The sequence below is a fragment of the Saccharothrix sp. NBAS 001 genome (genome assembly GCF_056640475.1).
In genome coordinates, this window is the sequence record NZ_CM153251.1 from 8,730,984 (window position 1) to 8,745,997 (window position 15,014).

The window sequence follows — 15,014 nt, forward strand, 5'->3', positions numbered from 1 at the left end:
GAGCTGCGTTGTTCCGTGTGCCGGCGGCGTGCCGATGAGCACGCGTGATCGTGGAGTCCACTGACACGTCTCACCTGATCAGCCCGACGGACAGCAGGCTGCCGCAAGGCCCGAGCGTCGTGCATGGACGCGCTGTTCTTGTTCCTCGGCACGCCGGGCGCGATCCCCGGTTTCACGCGTTGAGCCCACAACCGCAATGTCCGGCCGGGCCGGTTCAACAGCTATCGAGGTGGACCAGCGCCGTCGCGACCTCCCGCACCACTTCCGGCGCGCCGGCCCGGTCCCGCAACGCGAGCAGCGCCGGGCGGGCCCGTTCGTCTTCGGTCTCACCCAGCGCGCACGCCAGCCACACCGCGTCGGAGACGGTCAACGGCTCGTCCACCAGCCCGACCAACGCCGGCAGGGCGGCCGGGCCGAAGCCGCCCAGCGCCATGATGGCCACCGTCCGGGCAGCCGGGACCTCCAGCAGCTCGGCCAGCCGCGCCACTGCGGCGGCCACGTCCCGTTGCCCGAGTTCGGTCAGCAGCCGGCTCAGCTCGTAGTGGACGGCGTCCGGGTCCAGCCGCGCCAGTTCCGGCCAGGAGCGGCACGCGATGTCCGCGAGGTGCCCGAACGCCGACCAGTCCGCCTCGGACAGCCACGTGAGCCGGATGTCGTCCATGTCCTCCGGCGTGCGGAACGGCCCGAGCGGGCCGGACAGGTCCGCGACCACGGCGAGCACCTCGTCCCGCCCGGTCATGCGGGCCACTCCGCCCGGGCCGCGCCCCACCGGCCCGGCGGCCGGTTCCGCGCGGGCAGCACGCCGTCGTAGCCGATCGGGGACGGCGCGTGCCGGAGCGAGCCGTATGGCGAGTCGGTTGCGGTGAGTCCCCGGACCAGGTCGAACCCGACTTCGGCGGGCGACCGGCCGCCGATCGCCGCCCACGCCGACGCCGTCCCGACGTCCTCCCGCTGCGTCACGTGCCCCCTCATCCGGTCCGCCGAACGCCCCCGACGCGGCGCGCGACCGGCGTCATTATCCGGGGAGCCAGGCGAGGCACCCCGCCCGTGCGAAGTCCTCGCGCAGTCGTCCGAAATGCAATGCCACGCTCTGGCGTGCAGCGCTGCGATTCTGGCTGCCGATCGTGCTGCATTGCCGCACCTTGTGGTGCCGCGTTGTGGTGCAGGCCGCCGGTTGTGCCGCGTTGCTGCGTTGTGGCGTGCAGCGCTGCGATTTCGATTGGGGGGTGTTTGCGGGGGTGTCTGGGGGCCGGGAGGCGGGTTCGGGGCGCAGGGGGCACCCGTAGCTTCGACCGCAGGTGGGAGCCGGGTGGCAGCGAGCACCTGGCGAACGCCCGTAGGCTTCATGGCGTGCTCGCCGTAGTCCCACCCCCGGTCACCGTCCGCGTCCCGGCCAAGGTCAACCTGCACCTGGCGGTCGGTGACCCGCGCGCGGACGGCTACCACGACCTGGTGACGATCTTCCAGGCGCTGTCCCTGACCGACGAGGTGACCGTCGCCGTCGCCGACGACCCCGGTGTCGAGGTGAGCGGCGAGGGCGCGGATTCGGTGCCCACCGGGCCGTCGAACCTCGCGTGGCGGGCGGTGCGGGTGTTGGCCGGGCACGTCGGCCGCGATCCCGACGACCCGAAGGTGCGGGTGGCGATCCGCAAGGCCATCCCGGTCGCCGGCGGCATGGCGGGCGGCAGCGCGAACGCGGCGGCGACGCTGGTCGGGCTGGCCGCGCTGTGGCGGCTGGAGATCGGCCGGGACGAACTGGCCGGGCTCGCCGGGAAGATCGGGGCGGACGTCCCGTTCGCGCTCTACGGCGGCACCGCGCTGGGCACCGACCGGGGCGACCAGATCGTGCCCGTGCTGGCCCGGCACACGTTCCACTGGGTGCTGGCGTTCGACCGGCGCGGTCTGCCGACGCCCGAGGTGTTCGCCGAGCTGGACCGGCTGCGCGCGGACGGCGACCCGCCCCGGGTGGGTGCGGCCGAGGCCGTGCTGGAAGGTCTGGCGTCGGGCGACCCCCGGCAGCTCGCCCTGCTGCTGGGCAACGACCTCCAGGCCGCGGCGGTGTCGCTGCGGCCGAACCTGCGCCGCACCCTGCGCGCCGGGGTGAACGCCGGTGCGCTGGCCGGGTTGGTGTCCGGGTCCGGCCCCACCTGCGCGTTCCTCTGCACGGACGCCGATTCGGCGGTCCGGGTGGCGGCGGAGCTGGCCGGTGCGGGAGTGTGCCGCACGGTGCGCGTCGCGCAGGGGCCCGTCCACGGGGCGCGGGTGATCGGGACCGAGGAAGCGCCTCGGCCGTCACCGCCCGAGGTCCACGCGTAAATTTCCAGACGAAGGTTGTGTTGATGGCCAACTTGGTCAACTTGGAGAACGTCTCCAAGTCGTTCGGTGTGCGTCCGCTGCTGGACGGGGTGTCCCTCGGGGTCGGTGAAGGCGACCGGATCGGCGTCGTCGGGCTCAACGGCGGCGGCAAGACGACGTTGCTGGAGGTGCTCGCCGGGCTCGCCCCGCCGGACGAGGGGCGGGTCAGCCAGACCCGGGGGCTGCGGATGGCCGTGGTGACCCAGCGGACCGAGCTGCCGCCGGACTCGACCGTGCGCAACGCGGTGATCGACCCGCTCGGGTTCGACGCCGAGCACGAGTGGGCGGCCGACGCCCGCGTCCGGTCGATCCTGGACGGCCTGGGCATCACCGCGCTGGGCCTGGACTCGACGGTCGGGACGATGTCCGGCGGGGAGCGCCGGCGGGTGGCGCTGGCCGCCGCGCTGGTGCAGGACCTCGACCTGGTCGTGCTGGACGAGCCGACCAACCACCTCGACGTCGAGGGCGTGCGGTGGCTGGCCGAGCACCTGCTCGCCCGGCGGACCGCGCTGGTGGTCGTCACCCACGACCGGTGGTTCCTGGACACGGTGTGCTCGCGGACCTGGGAGGTCGTCGGCGGCCGGGTCGAGCAGTACGAGGGCGGGTACGCGGACTGGATCTTCGCGCGGGCCGAGCGGGCCCGGCTGGCCGACGCGGTCGAGGAGAAGCGGCGCAACCTGGCCCGCAAGGAACTCGCCTGGCTGCGCCGGGGCGCGCCCGCCCGCACGTCCAAGCCCCGCTACCGGATCGAGGCCGCCGAGGCGCTGATCTCGGACGTGCCCGCGCCGCGCGACACCGTCGAGCTGATGGCCTTCGCCAAGAAGCGGCTGGGCCGGACCGTGGTGGAGCTGGAGGACGTGACGCTCGCGGTCGGCGACGAGGTGTCCGGGCGGACCCTGGTCCGCGACCTGACCTGGCGGATCGGGCCCGGTGACCGGGTCGGGATCGTCGGCGTCAACGGGTCGGGGAAGACCACGCTGTTGCGCGCCTTGGCGGGCGAGCTGGAGCCGGTCACCGGCAAGCGGATCCAGGGCCAGACGGTGAAGCTCGCCCACCTGAGCCAGGAGCTGCACGACCTCGACGGGTCGATGCGGGTGCTGGAGGCGGTGGAGGAGGTCGCGCGGCGGGTCGTGCTGGGCAAGCAGGAGCTGTCGGCGTCCCAGCTGGCCGAGCGGTTCGGGTTCACCTCGCAGAAGCAGTGGACGCCGGTCGGCGACCTGTCCGGCGGCGAGCGGCGGCGGTTGCAGCTGTGCCGGCTGCTGATGGCCGAGCCCAACGTCCTGCTGCTCGACGAGCCGACCAACGACCTGGACATCGACACCTTGCAGCAGCTGGAGGACCTGCTCGACTCGTGGCCCGGCACGCTGGTGGTGATCTCGCACGACCGGTACCTGGTCGAGCGGGTGTGCGACAAGGTCGTGGCGCTGTTCGGGGACGGCGGGCTGACCGACCTCGTCGGCGGGATCGAGGAGTACCTGCGCCGGCGCGACGCGCAGACGGAGTCCGCGACCGCGCCGAAGGGCGGCGTCGCGCGGGGTGCCGCGAAGGAGGCCGCGCCCACGTCGGCGGCCGACCAGCGCGCGGCCCGCAAGGAACTGTCCCGGCTGGAGCGCCGGATGGAGGTGCTCCAGAAGAAGGAGGCGCAACTGCACGCCGCCCTCGCCGACGCGGCCACCGACCCCGACCGGTTGTTGAAGCTGGACGCCGAGTTGCGCGACGTGCTGGCCGAGGTGCATTCCGTCGAATCGCAGTGGCTGGTCGCCGCGGAAACCGCCGAGGGGTAGTCCGCCGGCTCGGGAGGAACGTCGGGTTCGCGCGTCGTCGCCGCACGGTGATGACGCGCGAACGCGCTATCGGCCGCGCCTGCGGAGTTCGGTGGCCAACAACGGCATGAGTTCGTCGATGAACGCGCAGTCGTAGCCCTGGCCGTTCATCAGCGACAGGGTGAACTTCGTCTTCGCCACATCGGTCGAACTCGCGCCGATCATCCCGTCCAGGGCGATGCCGATCTCTTCCAACACCCGGTCCACCTGCGAGGTGCGGTAACCGCGCCGGGTCGCGCCCGCGGTGGGGATCTTGATCAGCCGGAGCTGTTTCCAGGACGTGATGGGCGGAATGGCGCTCGGCCGCCTCGGGCCGTCGCCGAACTGCTTCTCGACCCGCGCCAGGAAGGTGTCGACCTCGTTCTCGTCGTAACCGCGCCGGCCGATCACCGGGCGGCTGAACCGGACCTCGCGGATCTCCTGGGCGGTCAGGTCGTCCTGGCCGAGCAGGGTGTTCTCGATGCGGTCCAGGAACTTGTCGACCTGCGACTCCAGGTAGCCGCGCCGGCCGCGCGGCGGCTTGCCGAACCCGACCGTCCGGACGTCGCGCGCGGTCAGCGGCCGGGCGCCCACGCCGGGGCGGGGCCGGACCGGCGGCGGTGCCGGGGTGCGTTCCAGCGTGACGACCACCAGGTCGAGGAACGTGTCCACGTCGTCCTCGTCGTAGCCGGCCCGACCGGGCGGGGCGAACGCGAACTCGACGTCCTGCACCTCGATCGCGGTCAGGTCGTCCCGGCCCGCGAGGGTGTTCTCGATCCGGTCCAGGAAAGCGTCGATCTCGTCTTCGTGATAACCCCGGTTGCCCGGACGCGGTTTGTGGAAGCGCACGCCCCGGACGTCCTGGGGGGTGAGCCGGGGAGCCGACGCCGGGCGCATCCCGGTCGACGTGGCGTGCGCGCCCTGGGCCGGCGCGACGGCCTGCCGGCGCTGCGGGGTGGACCTGAGGGTTTCCGCGACCAGGTCCATGAACACGTCCACCTCGGCGGCGTGGTAACCCGGTCTCGCGGGGCGGAAGCGCATCCGGCGGACGTCCTGCTCGGCCACGTCGTCGCGGCCCAGCAGGGTGTTCTCGATGCGGTCGAGGAAGTCGTCCACCTGCTGCTCGTCGTATCCGGGTTGGCCGGGCGGCGGGCGGTGGAACGCGACTTGTCGCAGATCCTGCGCGCTCAACAGCGGCGCCGGATGTGCGGGCGTGTGCTGACGCGCTTCGAACCCGGCCACCCCGCTGCCTCCTTTGGTCGTATACCGGGGAGTATCGCCGGATGGTGGGGAACTTGTTTCGCCCTATTGGCTCAATGCGGTGGAGATCGTTCTACCCTGACGGCCATGAGCCGGTTCGTGGACACGATGGTGGCAACCGCTGCGAGTGCCGAGGGACGGGGGATGACGACCGGGGAGCCGACCGCTCCCGTCCGTCGCACCTGGGGTGACGTGCACGAGCGGGCCGCGCGGGTGGCGGGCGCGCTGGTGGCGGGCAGCGGGGTCGCGCCCGGCGACTCGGTCGCCGTGCTGGCGGGCGACCCGGCGGCCATCGCGCCGGCCGTGCAGGGGGTGTGGCTGGCCGGCGGCAGCATCACCATGCTGCACCAGCCGACGGCGCGCACGGACCTCGCCGAGTGGGCCGAGGACACCCTGAAGGTGCTGGCCATGATCGGCGCGCGCCTGGTGCTGCTCGGCTCGCCGTTCGACGCGCTGGCGGCGGTCCTCGACCAGCACGGCGTCTCCTACCTCAAGCTCGACGAACTCGACGGCGAGCCCCTGGCCGCCCCGGTCGCCGTCGACGAGTCGGCCACCGCGCTGCTCCAGCTCACCAGCGGCTCGACCGCCGACCCGAAGGCCGTCCGGATCACCCACGGGAACCTGTGGTCCAACGCCAAGGCGATGGAGGTCGCCGCGAAGCTCGACCCGGCGACCGACCGCATGGTGTCCTGGCTGCCGCTGTTCCACGACATGGGCATGGTCGGGTTCCTGACCGTGCCGATGCTGTTCGGCATCGACCTGGTGAAGGTGACGCCGGTCGACTTCCTCGCCCGGCCGACCCTGTGGCCGGACCTGATCAGCCGGTACCAGGGCACGATCACCGCCGCGCCGAACTTCGCCTACGCCATCGCCGCCCGGCGGATGGAGGGCGTCGAGGACGGCACGTGGGACCTGTCCCGGCTGCGCATCGCGCTCAACGGGGCCGAGCCGATCGACCCGGTCGCGGTGAAGTCGTTCACCGACGCCGGTGCCCGGTTCGGGATGCCCGCCGAGTGCGTCCTGTGCGCGTACGGCATGGCCGAGACGACCCTGGGCGTGGCCTTCGCGCCCGCCTTCACCGGGATCTCGGTGGACGTGGTGGACCCCGACGAGCTGGAAGCCGGGCGGCGCGCCGTGCCGGTGCCGGCCGACAGCCCGAACGCGCGGTCGTTCCCGCTGCTGGGCCCGCCGCTGCCGGGCCTGGAGGTGCGGGTCGTGGACGAGGCCGGGGCGGTGCGCGGGGAGCGCGAGGTCGGGCAGCTCCGGGTGCGCGGCGAGGCCGTCACGCCCGAGTACCTGACCGTCGACGGCCCGGTGGCCACGCAGGACGCCGACGGGTGGCTGGACACCGGCGACGAGGGGTACGTGGTGGACGGGCAGGTCGTCGTCTGCGGGCGGCGCAAGGACGTCATCATCATGGGCGGGCGCAACATCTACCCGACCGACATCGAGCGCGCGGCCACGTCCGTGGAGGGCGTGCGCGCGGGCAACGCCGTCGCCGTCCGGCTGGACGCGGGGACCCGGCGGGAGCGGTTCGCCGTCGTGGTCGAGTCGAGGCTGGCGGGGGAGGACTCCGCCGTGCGCGAGCTGTCGAAGCAGATCAGCGCGCGCGTCGTGGACGCCGTGGGGCTGCGGCCGTACTCGGTGGTGGTGCTGAAGCCGGGCAGCCTGCCCAAGACGCCCTCGGGCAAGCTGAGGCGCTCCGCGGCGACGTCCCTGGTGCCCAGCGCGGGGTGACGCCCGCTCCGCCCTCGTGGACGCGGTTCGGGCTCGGTGGACCTCGGGCTCGGCGGAACTCGGGCTCTGCGGAACTTCTGCTCAGTGGAATTTGTGCTCAGTGGAATTTGTTCTGGGCGGCTTCCAGGCCCAGCTCCAGCAGCGCCTCGACGGCGTCGGCCGTGCGGTCGAGTTCGAACGCCAGTTCCTTGCGCTCGGTGGGGGAGAAGTCGCGCAGCACGTAGTCCGCCGGGTCCATGCGGCCCGGCGGGCGGTCCACGCCGAAGCGGATGCGGTGGTAGTCCTTGGTGCCCAGGGACTTGGTGATCGAGCGCAGGCCGTTGTGGCCGTTCTCGCCGCCGCCCAGCTTCATCCGCACGGTGGCGAACGGGAGGTCCAGCTCGTCGTGCACGACGACGATGTTCGCGGGCTCGACCTTGTAGAACTTCGCGGTGCCGACGACCGGGCCGCCGGAGGTGTTCATGTAGCCGCGCGGCTTGGCCAGCACCACCCGGCGCCCGCCCAGCCTGCCCTCCAGCACCTCGGCACCGCCCTTGTGGGCCTTGAACTTCCCGCCGATCCGCTCGGCCAGCACGTCCAGCACCAGGAACCCGACGTTGTGGCGGTTGCCCTCGTACTTGGGTCCGGGGTTGCCCAGTCCCACGACCAGGCTCACGTCATCGGCCACGGGACCGGAACTCCTGCTCCAACTCGTCCAACAGGGCGTCCACCGCCCGGGTCTGGTAGCCGCGCCGCAGACCCGACGTCGTGCTGAACCTGGTGTGGCGGACCTCGCTGGAGGTCATCCGCCCGCGCCCGTCCAGCGACGCGGCGGCCCGCGCGACGAACGCGTCGACCTCGCCGCGATCGTAGCCGTTGGACGCCTTCGGCAGCTTCACCGCGAGCACGTCCGCGCCCGTGCGCATCCCGGTCGGCGGCACCAGCCCCTCGCGGAGCTGCCACTCCATCCGGGTCAGGAAGTCGTCCACCAGGCGCTGGTCGTAGCCGCCGGGCAGCTCGTGGAACACCACCCGGCGCACCTCGTCGGGGTGCATCCGGGTGCGGCCCGCCAGGGCGTCCGCGATCTTGAGCAGGAACGCGTTCACCTGCGCCGGGTCGTACCCCTTCCCGCCGCGCTTGCGGGGGAAGGTCGTGCCGCGCACCTGAGCCGGGCTCAGGGACGGGAACGGCACGCCGCCCCAGCCGTGAGGCGGGGGAGGCGTGCCGTTCGACCAGCCCGACGTGATAGGGCTCAGCTCTCTTCGGAAGCCTCGTCGTCCGCGGCCTCGCCCTCGCCGTCCAGCTGGGCGGCGGTGGGAGCGGCGTTGACGGCGACGACCAGCGCCTCGGCGTCGGTCGCCAGGGAGGCGCCCGACGGCAGGACGACGTCCGAGGCGTGGATCTGGGTGCCGGCCTCGACACCGGCCACGGAGACCTCGACCTGCTCGGGGATGTGCAGGGCCTCGACCTCGAGCTGGATCGTGGTCAGGTCCTGGGTCACCAGGATGCCGGGGCCCGCCTCGCCGGTGATGACGACCGGCACCTCGACGGTGACCTTCTCGCCCCGCTGCACCAGCAGCAGGTCGACGTGCTCGATGTAGTTCTTGATGGGGTGCGTGGTGACGGTCTTGGTCAGCGCGAGTTCACTGCTGGAATCGATGTCCAGCGTGAGCACCGCGTTGTGACCGTGCTCGCGGACGACACGGGCGAACTCCAGCGCCGGCAGGGCCAGGTGCTTCGGGTCGGAGCCGTGGCCATAGAGCACCGCGGGGATCTTGCCGGCGCGACGGGTACGGCGGGCTGCACCCTTGCCGAACTCGGTGCGCTCCTCTGCGGCGAGACGGACCTCGGACACGGTGGGGCTCTCCTAACGGTCTGGCCTTAGTACGTCGGGCGGGGCTGCTGAGCGGGGTGCTGGCCTGCGGCGGCGGGCGGCGCGGAAGGTGAACACGCGCGCGGCATCACAACCGCCGCGTCGATCACGCCGAGCGTGATGCTCGCCCTCGCCGAGGCAACCCGACCAGTGTAGGCCGGACCGGGGGCGGGGCCTAATCGGGGGTGGTGGAGCGCCCGCCGGGGCCGGGAAAGCCGAACGGCCGGCACGTCGGGACGCGACGTTGCCGGCCGTTGCGGAGGGGTCAGGCGTTGCCGTCGAACAGGCTGGTCACCGAGCCGTCCTCGAAGACCTCTTGGATGACGCGCGCCAGCAGCGGCGCGATCGGCAGCACGGTCATCGCGTCGAACCGCTTCTCCGCCGGGATCGGCAGGGTGTCGGTGAACACGACCTCGCGCGCGCCGCAGTTCTCCAGCCGCTCGACCGCCGGGCCGGACAGCACCGGGTGGGTGGCCGCGATCACCACGTCCGACGCGCCCTCGGCGAGCAGCTGGTCCACGGCCTTGGTGATGGTGCCGCCGGTGTCGATCATGTCGTCGATCACCACGCACAGCCGGTCCTTCACCTGGCCGACCACGCGGTTGGCGACGACCTCGTTGGGGCGCAACGGGTCTCGCGTCTTGTGGATGAACGCGATGGGCGTGCCGCCCAGGGTGTCCGCCCACTTCTCGGCGAGCTTGGTGCGGCCGGCGTCCGGCGAGACCACGGTGATCTCGCGGCCCGCGTACTTGTCGCGGATGTGCTCCGCGAGCAGCGGCATCGCCCACAGGTGGTCCACCGGGCCGTCGAAGAAGCCCTGGATCTGGGCGGTGTGCAGGTCGACCGCGACCAGCCGGTCCGCGCCCGCGGTCTTGAACAGGTCGGCGACCAGGCGGGCGGAGATCGGCTCCCGGCCGCGGTGCTTCTTGTCCTGCCGGGCGTAGGGGTAGAACGGCATGATCACGGTGATCCGCTTCGCGGACGCCCGCTTCAGCGCGTCCACCATGATCAGCTGCTCCATCAGCCACTGGTTGATGGGCGCGCAGTGCGACTGGATGACGAAGGCGTCGCAGCCGCGCACGGACTCCTCGAACCGGACGAAGATCTCGCCGTTGGCGAAGTCGTACGCCGACTGGGGGGTCACCGACACGTTGAGGTGCTTGGCCACCTGCTCGGTCAGCTCCGGGTAGGCACGTCCACCGAAGAGCATGAGGTTCTTCTTCGGTGTTCCGGGCATGGTGGGGTTCACGTCAGCGCCCTTCCTCGGTTGTGTCGGCATTCTGCGACGCGAGCGCCTGCTGCGCCGCCTGAGCGGCCGGGGTACCGGGCCTGCGCTGCACGACCCAGCCCTCCAGATTCCGCTGCGGACCGCCGGACACGGCGAGCGCGCCCGGCGGGACGTCCCTCCGCACCACCGTGCCGGCTCCGGTGTACGCGCCGTCCCCGACCGTGACGGGGGCCACGAACATGTTGTCCGAGCCCGTCCGGGCGTGCGACCCGACGACCGTGCGGTGCTTGTTCACGCCGTCGTAGTTCACCGTGACGCTGGCCGCGCCGATGTTGGAGTGCTCGCCGATGGTGGCGTCGCCGATGTAGCTCAGGTGGGGGACCTTGCTGCCGGTGCCGATGTCGGAGTTCTTGACCTCGACGAAGGTGCCGATCTTGCCGTTGCCGCCCAGCCTGGTGCCTGGCCGCAGGTAGGCGAACGGGCCGACGGACGCGCCCGCGCCGATCTCCGCGCCGGTGCCGTGGGTGCGCACCACGGACGCGCCCGCGCCGATCGAGCACGCGGCGAGCGTGCTGTCCGGCCCGATCACCGCGCCCTCGCCGACCACCGTGCCGTCGCGCAGCTGCACGCCCGGTTCGACCAGGGCGTCCCGGCCGAGCTGGACGTCCGCGTCGAGCCACGTGGTGGCCGGGTCGACCACGGTCACGCCCTCGCGCATCCACCGCTCGACGATCCGCCGGTTCAGCTCCGCGCCGAGGCGCGCGAGCTGGACCCGGTCGTTCACGCCCTCCACCAGCCACGGGTCGGGCGTCACGACCGCGCCCACCCGCCGGCCGTCGGCGCGCGCGATGGCGAGCACGTCGGTGAGGTACAGCTCGCCCTGGGCGTTGTCGGTCGAGATGCGCGCGAGCGCGTCCCGCAGCACCGCCGCGTCGAACGCGTACACGCCCGAGTTGATCTCGGTGATGGCCCGCTCGTCCGGGGAAGCGTCCTTTTGTTCAACAATCCTCTCGACCTCGCCGGTGGCCGCGCGCACGATGCGCCCGTAGCCGGTGGGGTCGGGCACCACCGCGGTGAGCACGCTGACCGCGTTGCCCGCGGCGGCGTGCCGGACCAGCAGGTCCCGCAGCGTCGCCGCGTCCAGCAGCGGGGCGTCGCCGTAGGTGACCACGACCGTGCCGCCGAGGTCGGCGGGCAGTTCGGCGAGGCCGCAGCCCACCGCGTGCCCGGTGCCCTTCTGCTCGTCCTGCACCGCGATGGTGACCTTGCGGTCCAGCGCGGCGGACAGTCCGTCGAGGTGCCTGCTCACCGCGTCGCGGCCGTGGCCGACGACGACGGCCAAGTGATCCGGATCGGTCCCCGCGGCGGCGCGGACCGCGTGCTCCACGAGGGAGCGACCGGCGATCCGGTGCAACACCTTGGGGGTGGCTGAGCGCATGCGGGTGCCTTCACCCGCTGCGAGGACGATCGTGCTGACCGGGGTGGGGACACCCTCTAGCATCAGCGCTCTCCCTAGCTGACCGAAGTGCGTGCGTGCCAGCGGGAAAGCCTGGCTCCCGCCAGGTGCTGATACTAAGCGTCCGAGGACGGCTCGACTTCCACGGCCGCAACCTGGCAGCCACCTCTGCGCTTCGCCACGTACATCGCCGAGTCGGCTCGGGCGAGGGCCTGGTTGGCCGATTCGCGGGGGCGCACGGAGATCACCCCGACCGACAGCGTGACCCCCCTGGACAGGTCGATTGGCAAGCCCGCCACCGCATCCACGGCCCGGCCGAGCGCCGCCTCGGCGGCGTGCAGCGGCGCTCCGGGGAGCAGCACGACGAACTCGTCGCCGCCGTAGCGGGCCACCAGGTCGTCACCTCGCAGCGCCTGGCGCAGTGTGCTCGCAATCACGCGCAGGACGTCGTCGCCCTCGGCGTGCGAGTGCTTGTCGTTGACCACCTTGAACCCGTCCAGGTCGACCAGCGCGATCGCCATCGGGTGGGTCTGCGCGCTGATCAGCGCGCCGAGCCGGTCGTCGAGGGCGCGGCGGTTGGGCAGCCCGGTCAACGGGTCCTGCAACGCCTGCTGCGCGATCGCGCCGTGCGCGCGGGTCAGCCGCTCGTGGTCGCGCCGGGTGACCAGGGTGGCCGTGCGGGCCTCCTGCATCTGCCACAGCTCGACCTCCAGCGCGTTGGCGTAGGTCTGGAGCGCGGAGATGGTGTGCTCGCCGTGCGGGCCGGACAGCTTCGCGTACTCGCGGGTCAGGCACAGCATCAGCGTCGGTTCGGACGTGTCGTGCTCCAGCCGGGTGCGGGCGTCGGCGAGCACCTGCAGGGCCTGCTGCGGCAGCTCCTCCAGCTCCAGGCAGCGGGCCAGGGCGATGGACACGATGATCAGCTCGCGGGCGTACATGGACAGCTCGCGCAGCCGCCACAGCGGGGCGATGTGCTCCGGGCCGGGCTTGGCCAGCGCGTGCGCCGCGCCGATGATCGGCACCTGCTCGGAGGCCGCGCGGTCGCGCCGGCCGGGGTGCAGCGACTCGCGGAACGGCCCCTCGACGGCCTCGGCGATGGCGGACGCGGTGCCGAACTTGGTCGCCGCCTCCTCCAGGCTCTCCACCCGCTCCAGCCGCAGGCCCCAGCCGATGAGCATCCGGGCGCGGTTCATCAGGTGGATGTAGATCAGGTGCGGCCCGGCGCTGTCCCGGATCGCGTTGTGGGCCCGCGCCAGCACCGCGTCGGCCATCTCGTAGACGCCGAGCTGGGTGAGCACCAGGCCGGTGCTCTGCAACGCGTTGGCGAGCATCCGGTCCCAGGTGCGCTTGTCGAGCATAGGGTCCGGGGTGAGGTTCTCCTCCAGCATGGCCAGGCCGGACGCGACCTCGGTCAGCGCCTTGTCCTCGAACCCGCCGAGCAGGTACCGCCGGCCGCGCAGCGCGTGCGCCTCCGCCTCCAGCACGACCAGGCCGTGCCTGCGGGTGTGCGCGACCAGCTCGTCGAGCAGGGTGTCGGACAGGTCCACCAGGCCGGGGGTGACCAGCCGCACCACGGCCGCCGCGCGCAGCAGCTGGCCGACGATCCGGGGCTCGCCGCGCGCCTGCGCCTCGGCGAGCAGCTCGTCCACCTCGTGGCACGCGTCCAGCTGGTCGGAGAGGTGGCTGCTCTGGGCCACGGCCACGAGTTCGCTCGCGCGGCCGACCAGCCACGCGTCGGACATCTCGTGGAGCGCCGGCACCACGTTGTCCTGCTCGTCGACCGCTTCCTCGTGCAGCGACTCACACCCCCCAGGCAGACGCAGGGCGACCCGGACCGGGTGCGGTCCGGCCGTACTCGCTCCGCCACCAGGATTCGAACCTGGACCATCGGAACCAAAATCCGAGGTGCTGCCTTTACACCATGGCGGAACGGGCGGAGGTCTCCCTCTACCGCGCGAAGACATGTTGTCACGACTGGTCCCGGAAGGTCAGCACCACCACTCAACTGGCCGCAATCCGTCGGTAATTCGATCATGACCCTACGTGTTTGCGCAGGTCAGCTCGATCCCGTTCGGGAGGCCAGGAAATCCGCCACGGACCGCTCGTAGCCGGTCGGGTCGACGTTCCACGCGGCGGTGTGGTCGGCGGCCGGCGCTTCGACGTAGGTCAACGGCCAGTCCAGCCGGATCGACGCCTCGGCGAGGTCGCGTGACCCCTGCACCGGCACGGTCCCGTCGACCGCGCCGTGCAGCAGCAGCGTGCGCGGCCGGTGCGCGGGCGGGTGGTCGACCAGGTCGAAGCGGTCGAACTCCAGGTCGGCCCGCCAGTCCGAGACGACCTCCGCCACCGGGACCAGCCAGGTGGGCACGCCCCGGTTGCGGGACTGGAGTTCCAGCGTCTTCGTCCAGCTGGTCACCGGGGCGTCCAGGACCGCGCCGACGGCCTTGCCGGCCAGCTCCGAGCGGCCCAGGAACTGGCCGACCGCCGCGCCGCCCATGGACCAGCCGTAGAGCACGACGTCGCGCGCGCCGTGGTCGAGCGCGTACCGGACGGCGGCCTCCACGTCGCGCCACTCGGTGTCGCCGAGGTGGAACAGGCCGTCCGGGGACGCGGGCGCGCCGACGTCGTTGCGGTAGGTCACGGCGAGCACCGGCAGGCCCGCCCGGTGCAGGGTGGGGGTGATCCGCAGCGACTCGGCGCGGGTGCCGCCCCGGCCGTGCACGGCGACCACCCAGGTGCGGGCGGCGGCGGGGACCAGCCACGCGGGCATGTCGCCGAGTTCGGTGGGCACCCGGACGTCCTGGAAGTCGAGCCCGAGCGCGGCCTTCGGGTCGGTGGTCCACACCGACGCCTCCAGCCGGGCGTTCGTGCCGGCGGGCGGGGCCGTGCCGGTCAGCTCCCGGGTCACCGCGCCGTTCGCCCGGCCGGTGATCCGGCCGACCCGGGCTTCACCGCCCGGCCACACCAGGCCCCAGGTGCCCGGTTGCACTGTGATTCGGGACTCGGTCAGGGTGACCGACTTGTCACCCGATCCGACGACCGTGTCGGGGAAGCCGGGCCGGGCCCGGTCGGGTTCGAGCAGCTGGCCGCTGTAGTACCAGCCGATGCCTAACACACCCGCGCTGAGCAGGACCAGGACCACGCCCGACGCGATGAGGGCGATCCGCAGGCGACGTCTGCGGCGAACGTTCGGAGACCCCATTGTCGAATGATGCTCCGCCCGTGATCGACACGCCCGAAATCCTGAGAACACGCCGTGAGTTCGGCGCGGACTATGGCGGCACAAGGTTGTCCTAACTTACGCTGCCGTAAGTTACGGTCCCG

Annotated in this window: 13 protein-coding genes and 1 tRNA gene; 3 read left to right on the forward strand and 11 right to left on the reverse strand. The window is 72.4% G+C overall.

Translation table 11 applies throughout. From position 1 onward, the window contains the following. Positions 1-214: 214 nt before the first annotated feature. Positions 215-739, reverse strand: a complete 525-nt coding sequence (locus AC0HI0_RS38980) for a HEAT repeat domain-containing protein (protein WP_480928478.1) — start codon at positions 737-739, stop codon at positions 215-217. After that, positions 736-960 carry a hypothetical protein gene (locus tag AC0HI0_RS38985; protein ID WP_480928479.1) on the reverse strand — a complete coding sequence of 75 codons (225 nt, stop codon included), beginning with the start codon at positions 958-960 and terminating at the stop codon, positions 736-738. The genes AC0HI0_RS38980 and AC0HI0_RS38985 overlap by 4 nt, the downstream gene beginning before the upstream one ends. Before the next feature lie 390 nt (positions 961-1,350). On the opposite strand from AC0HI0_RS38985, the gene AC0HI0_RS38990 reads away from it, so the two are divergent. Both AC0HI0_RS38990 and AC0HI0_RS38995 read left to right on the forward strand, forming a co-directional pair. Next, positions 1,351-2,316, forward strand: coding sequence for a 4-(cytidine 5'-diphospho)-2-C-methyl-D-erythritol kinase (locus AC0HI0_RS38990; RefSeq protein WP_480928480.1), 966 nt, complete (start codon positions 1,351-1,353; stop codon positions 2,314-2,316). 23 nt (positions 2,317-2,339) lie between these two features. Beyond that, entirely contained in the window at positions 2,340-4,139 is a 1,800-nt protein-coding gene (locus AC0HI0_RS38995; protein ID WP_480928481.1) for an ABC-F family ATP-binding cassette domain-containing protein, read from the forward strand. Positions 4,140-4,205: 66 nt separating this feature from the next. Here the strand turns inward: AC0HI0_RS38995 and AC0HI0_RS39000 are convergent, their stop codons facing one another. Then, complete coding sequence (locus AC0HI0_RS39000; protein WP_480928482.1) at positions 4,206-5,399, reverse strand: DivIVA domain-containing protein; 1,194 nt, start codon at positions 5,397-5,399, stop codon at positions 4,206-4,208. 105 nt (positions 5,400-5,504) lie between these two features. Here AC0HI0_RS39000 and AC0HI0_RS39005 point away from each other — a divergent pair, with 105 nt between their 5' ends. Next, the gene (locus AC0HI0_RS39005; RefSeq protein ID WP_480928483.1) at positions 5,505-7,154 is read left to right on the forward strand and encodes a fatty acyl-AMP ligase; all 1,650 of its coding nucleotides are present in this window, start codon (positions 5,505-5,507) and stop codon (positions 7,152-7,154) included. 97 nt (positions 7,155-7,251) lie between these two features. Here the strand turns inward: AC0HI0_RS39005 and pth are convergent, their stop codons facing one another. The 8 genes from pth to AC0HI0_RS39045 all read right to left on the reverse strand — a co-directional run bounded on the left by pth (position 7,252) and on the right by AC0HI0_RS39045 (position 14,892). Then, positions 7,252-7,821: an aminoacyl-tRNA hydrolase gene (gene pth, locus AC0HI0_RS39010; protein ID WP_480928484.1), complete on the reverse strand. Its 570-nt coding sequence runs from the start codon at positions 7,819-7,821 to the stop codon at positions 7,252-7,254. Continuing rightward, entirely contained in the window at positions 7,811-8,326 is a 516-nt protein-coding gene (locus AC0HI0_RS39015) for a DivIVA domain-containing protein (RefSeq protein ID WP_480928485.1), read from the reverse strand. The genes pth and AC0HI0_RS39015 overlap by 11 nt, the downstream gene beginning before the upstream one ends. A 59-nt stretch (positions 8,327-8,385) precedes the next feature. Beyond that, on the reverse strand, positions 8,386-8,988 hold the full coding sequence (locus tag AC0HI0_RS39020) for a 50S ribosomal protein L25/general stress protein Ctc (protein WP_480928486.1): 603 nt from the start codon (positions 8,986-8,988) through the stop codon (positions 8,386-8,388). Between the two features lie 283 nt (positions 8,989-9,271). Beyond that, positions 9,272-10,243, reverse strand: coding sequence for a ribose-phosphate diphosphokinase (locus AC0HI0_RS39025; RefSeq protein WP_480928487.1), 972 nt, complete (start codon positions 10,241-10,243; stop codon positions 9,272-9,274). A 13-nt stretch (positions 10,244-10,256) separates the two neighbouring features. After that, on the reverse strand, positions 10,257-11,735 hold the full coding sequence (gene glmU / locus AC0HI0_RS39030; RefSeq protein ID WP_480928488.1) for a bifunctional UDP-N-acetylglucosamine diphosphorylase/glucosamine-1-phosphate N-acetyltransferase GlmU: 1,479 nt from the start codon (positions 11,733-11,735) through the stop codon (positions 10,257-10,259). A 71-nt stretch (positions 11,736-11,806) separates the two neighbouring features. Beyond that, entirely contained in the window at positions 11,807-13,450 is a 1,644-nt protein-coding gene (locus tag AC0HI0_RS39035) for a GGDEF domain-containing protein (RefSeq protein WP_480928489.1), read from the reverse strand. Between the two features lie 98 nt (positions 13,451-13,548). Then, positions 13,549-13,619 (reverse strand) — tRNA-Gln (locus AC0HI0_RS39040). Positions 13,620-13,746: 127 nt separating this feature from the next. Next, the gene (locus AC0HI0_RS39045; RefSeq protein ID WP_480928490.1) at positions 13,747-14,892 is read right to left on the reverse strand and encodes an alpha/beta hydrolase family protein; all 1,146 of its coding nucleotides are present in this window, start codon (positions 14,890-14,892) and stop codon (positions 13,747-13,749) included. Between the last annotated feature and the right edge of the window lie 122 nt (positions 14,893-15,014).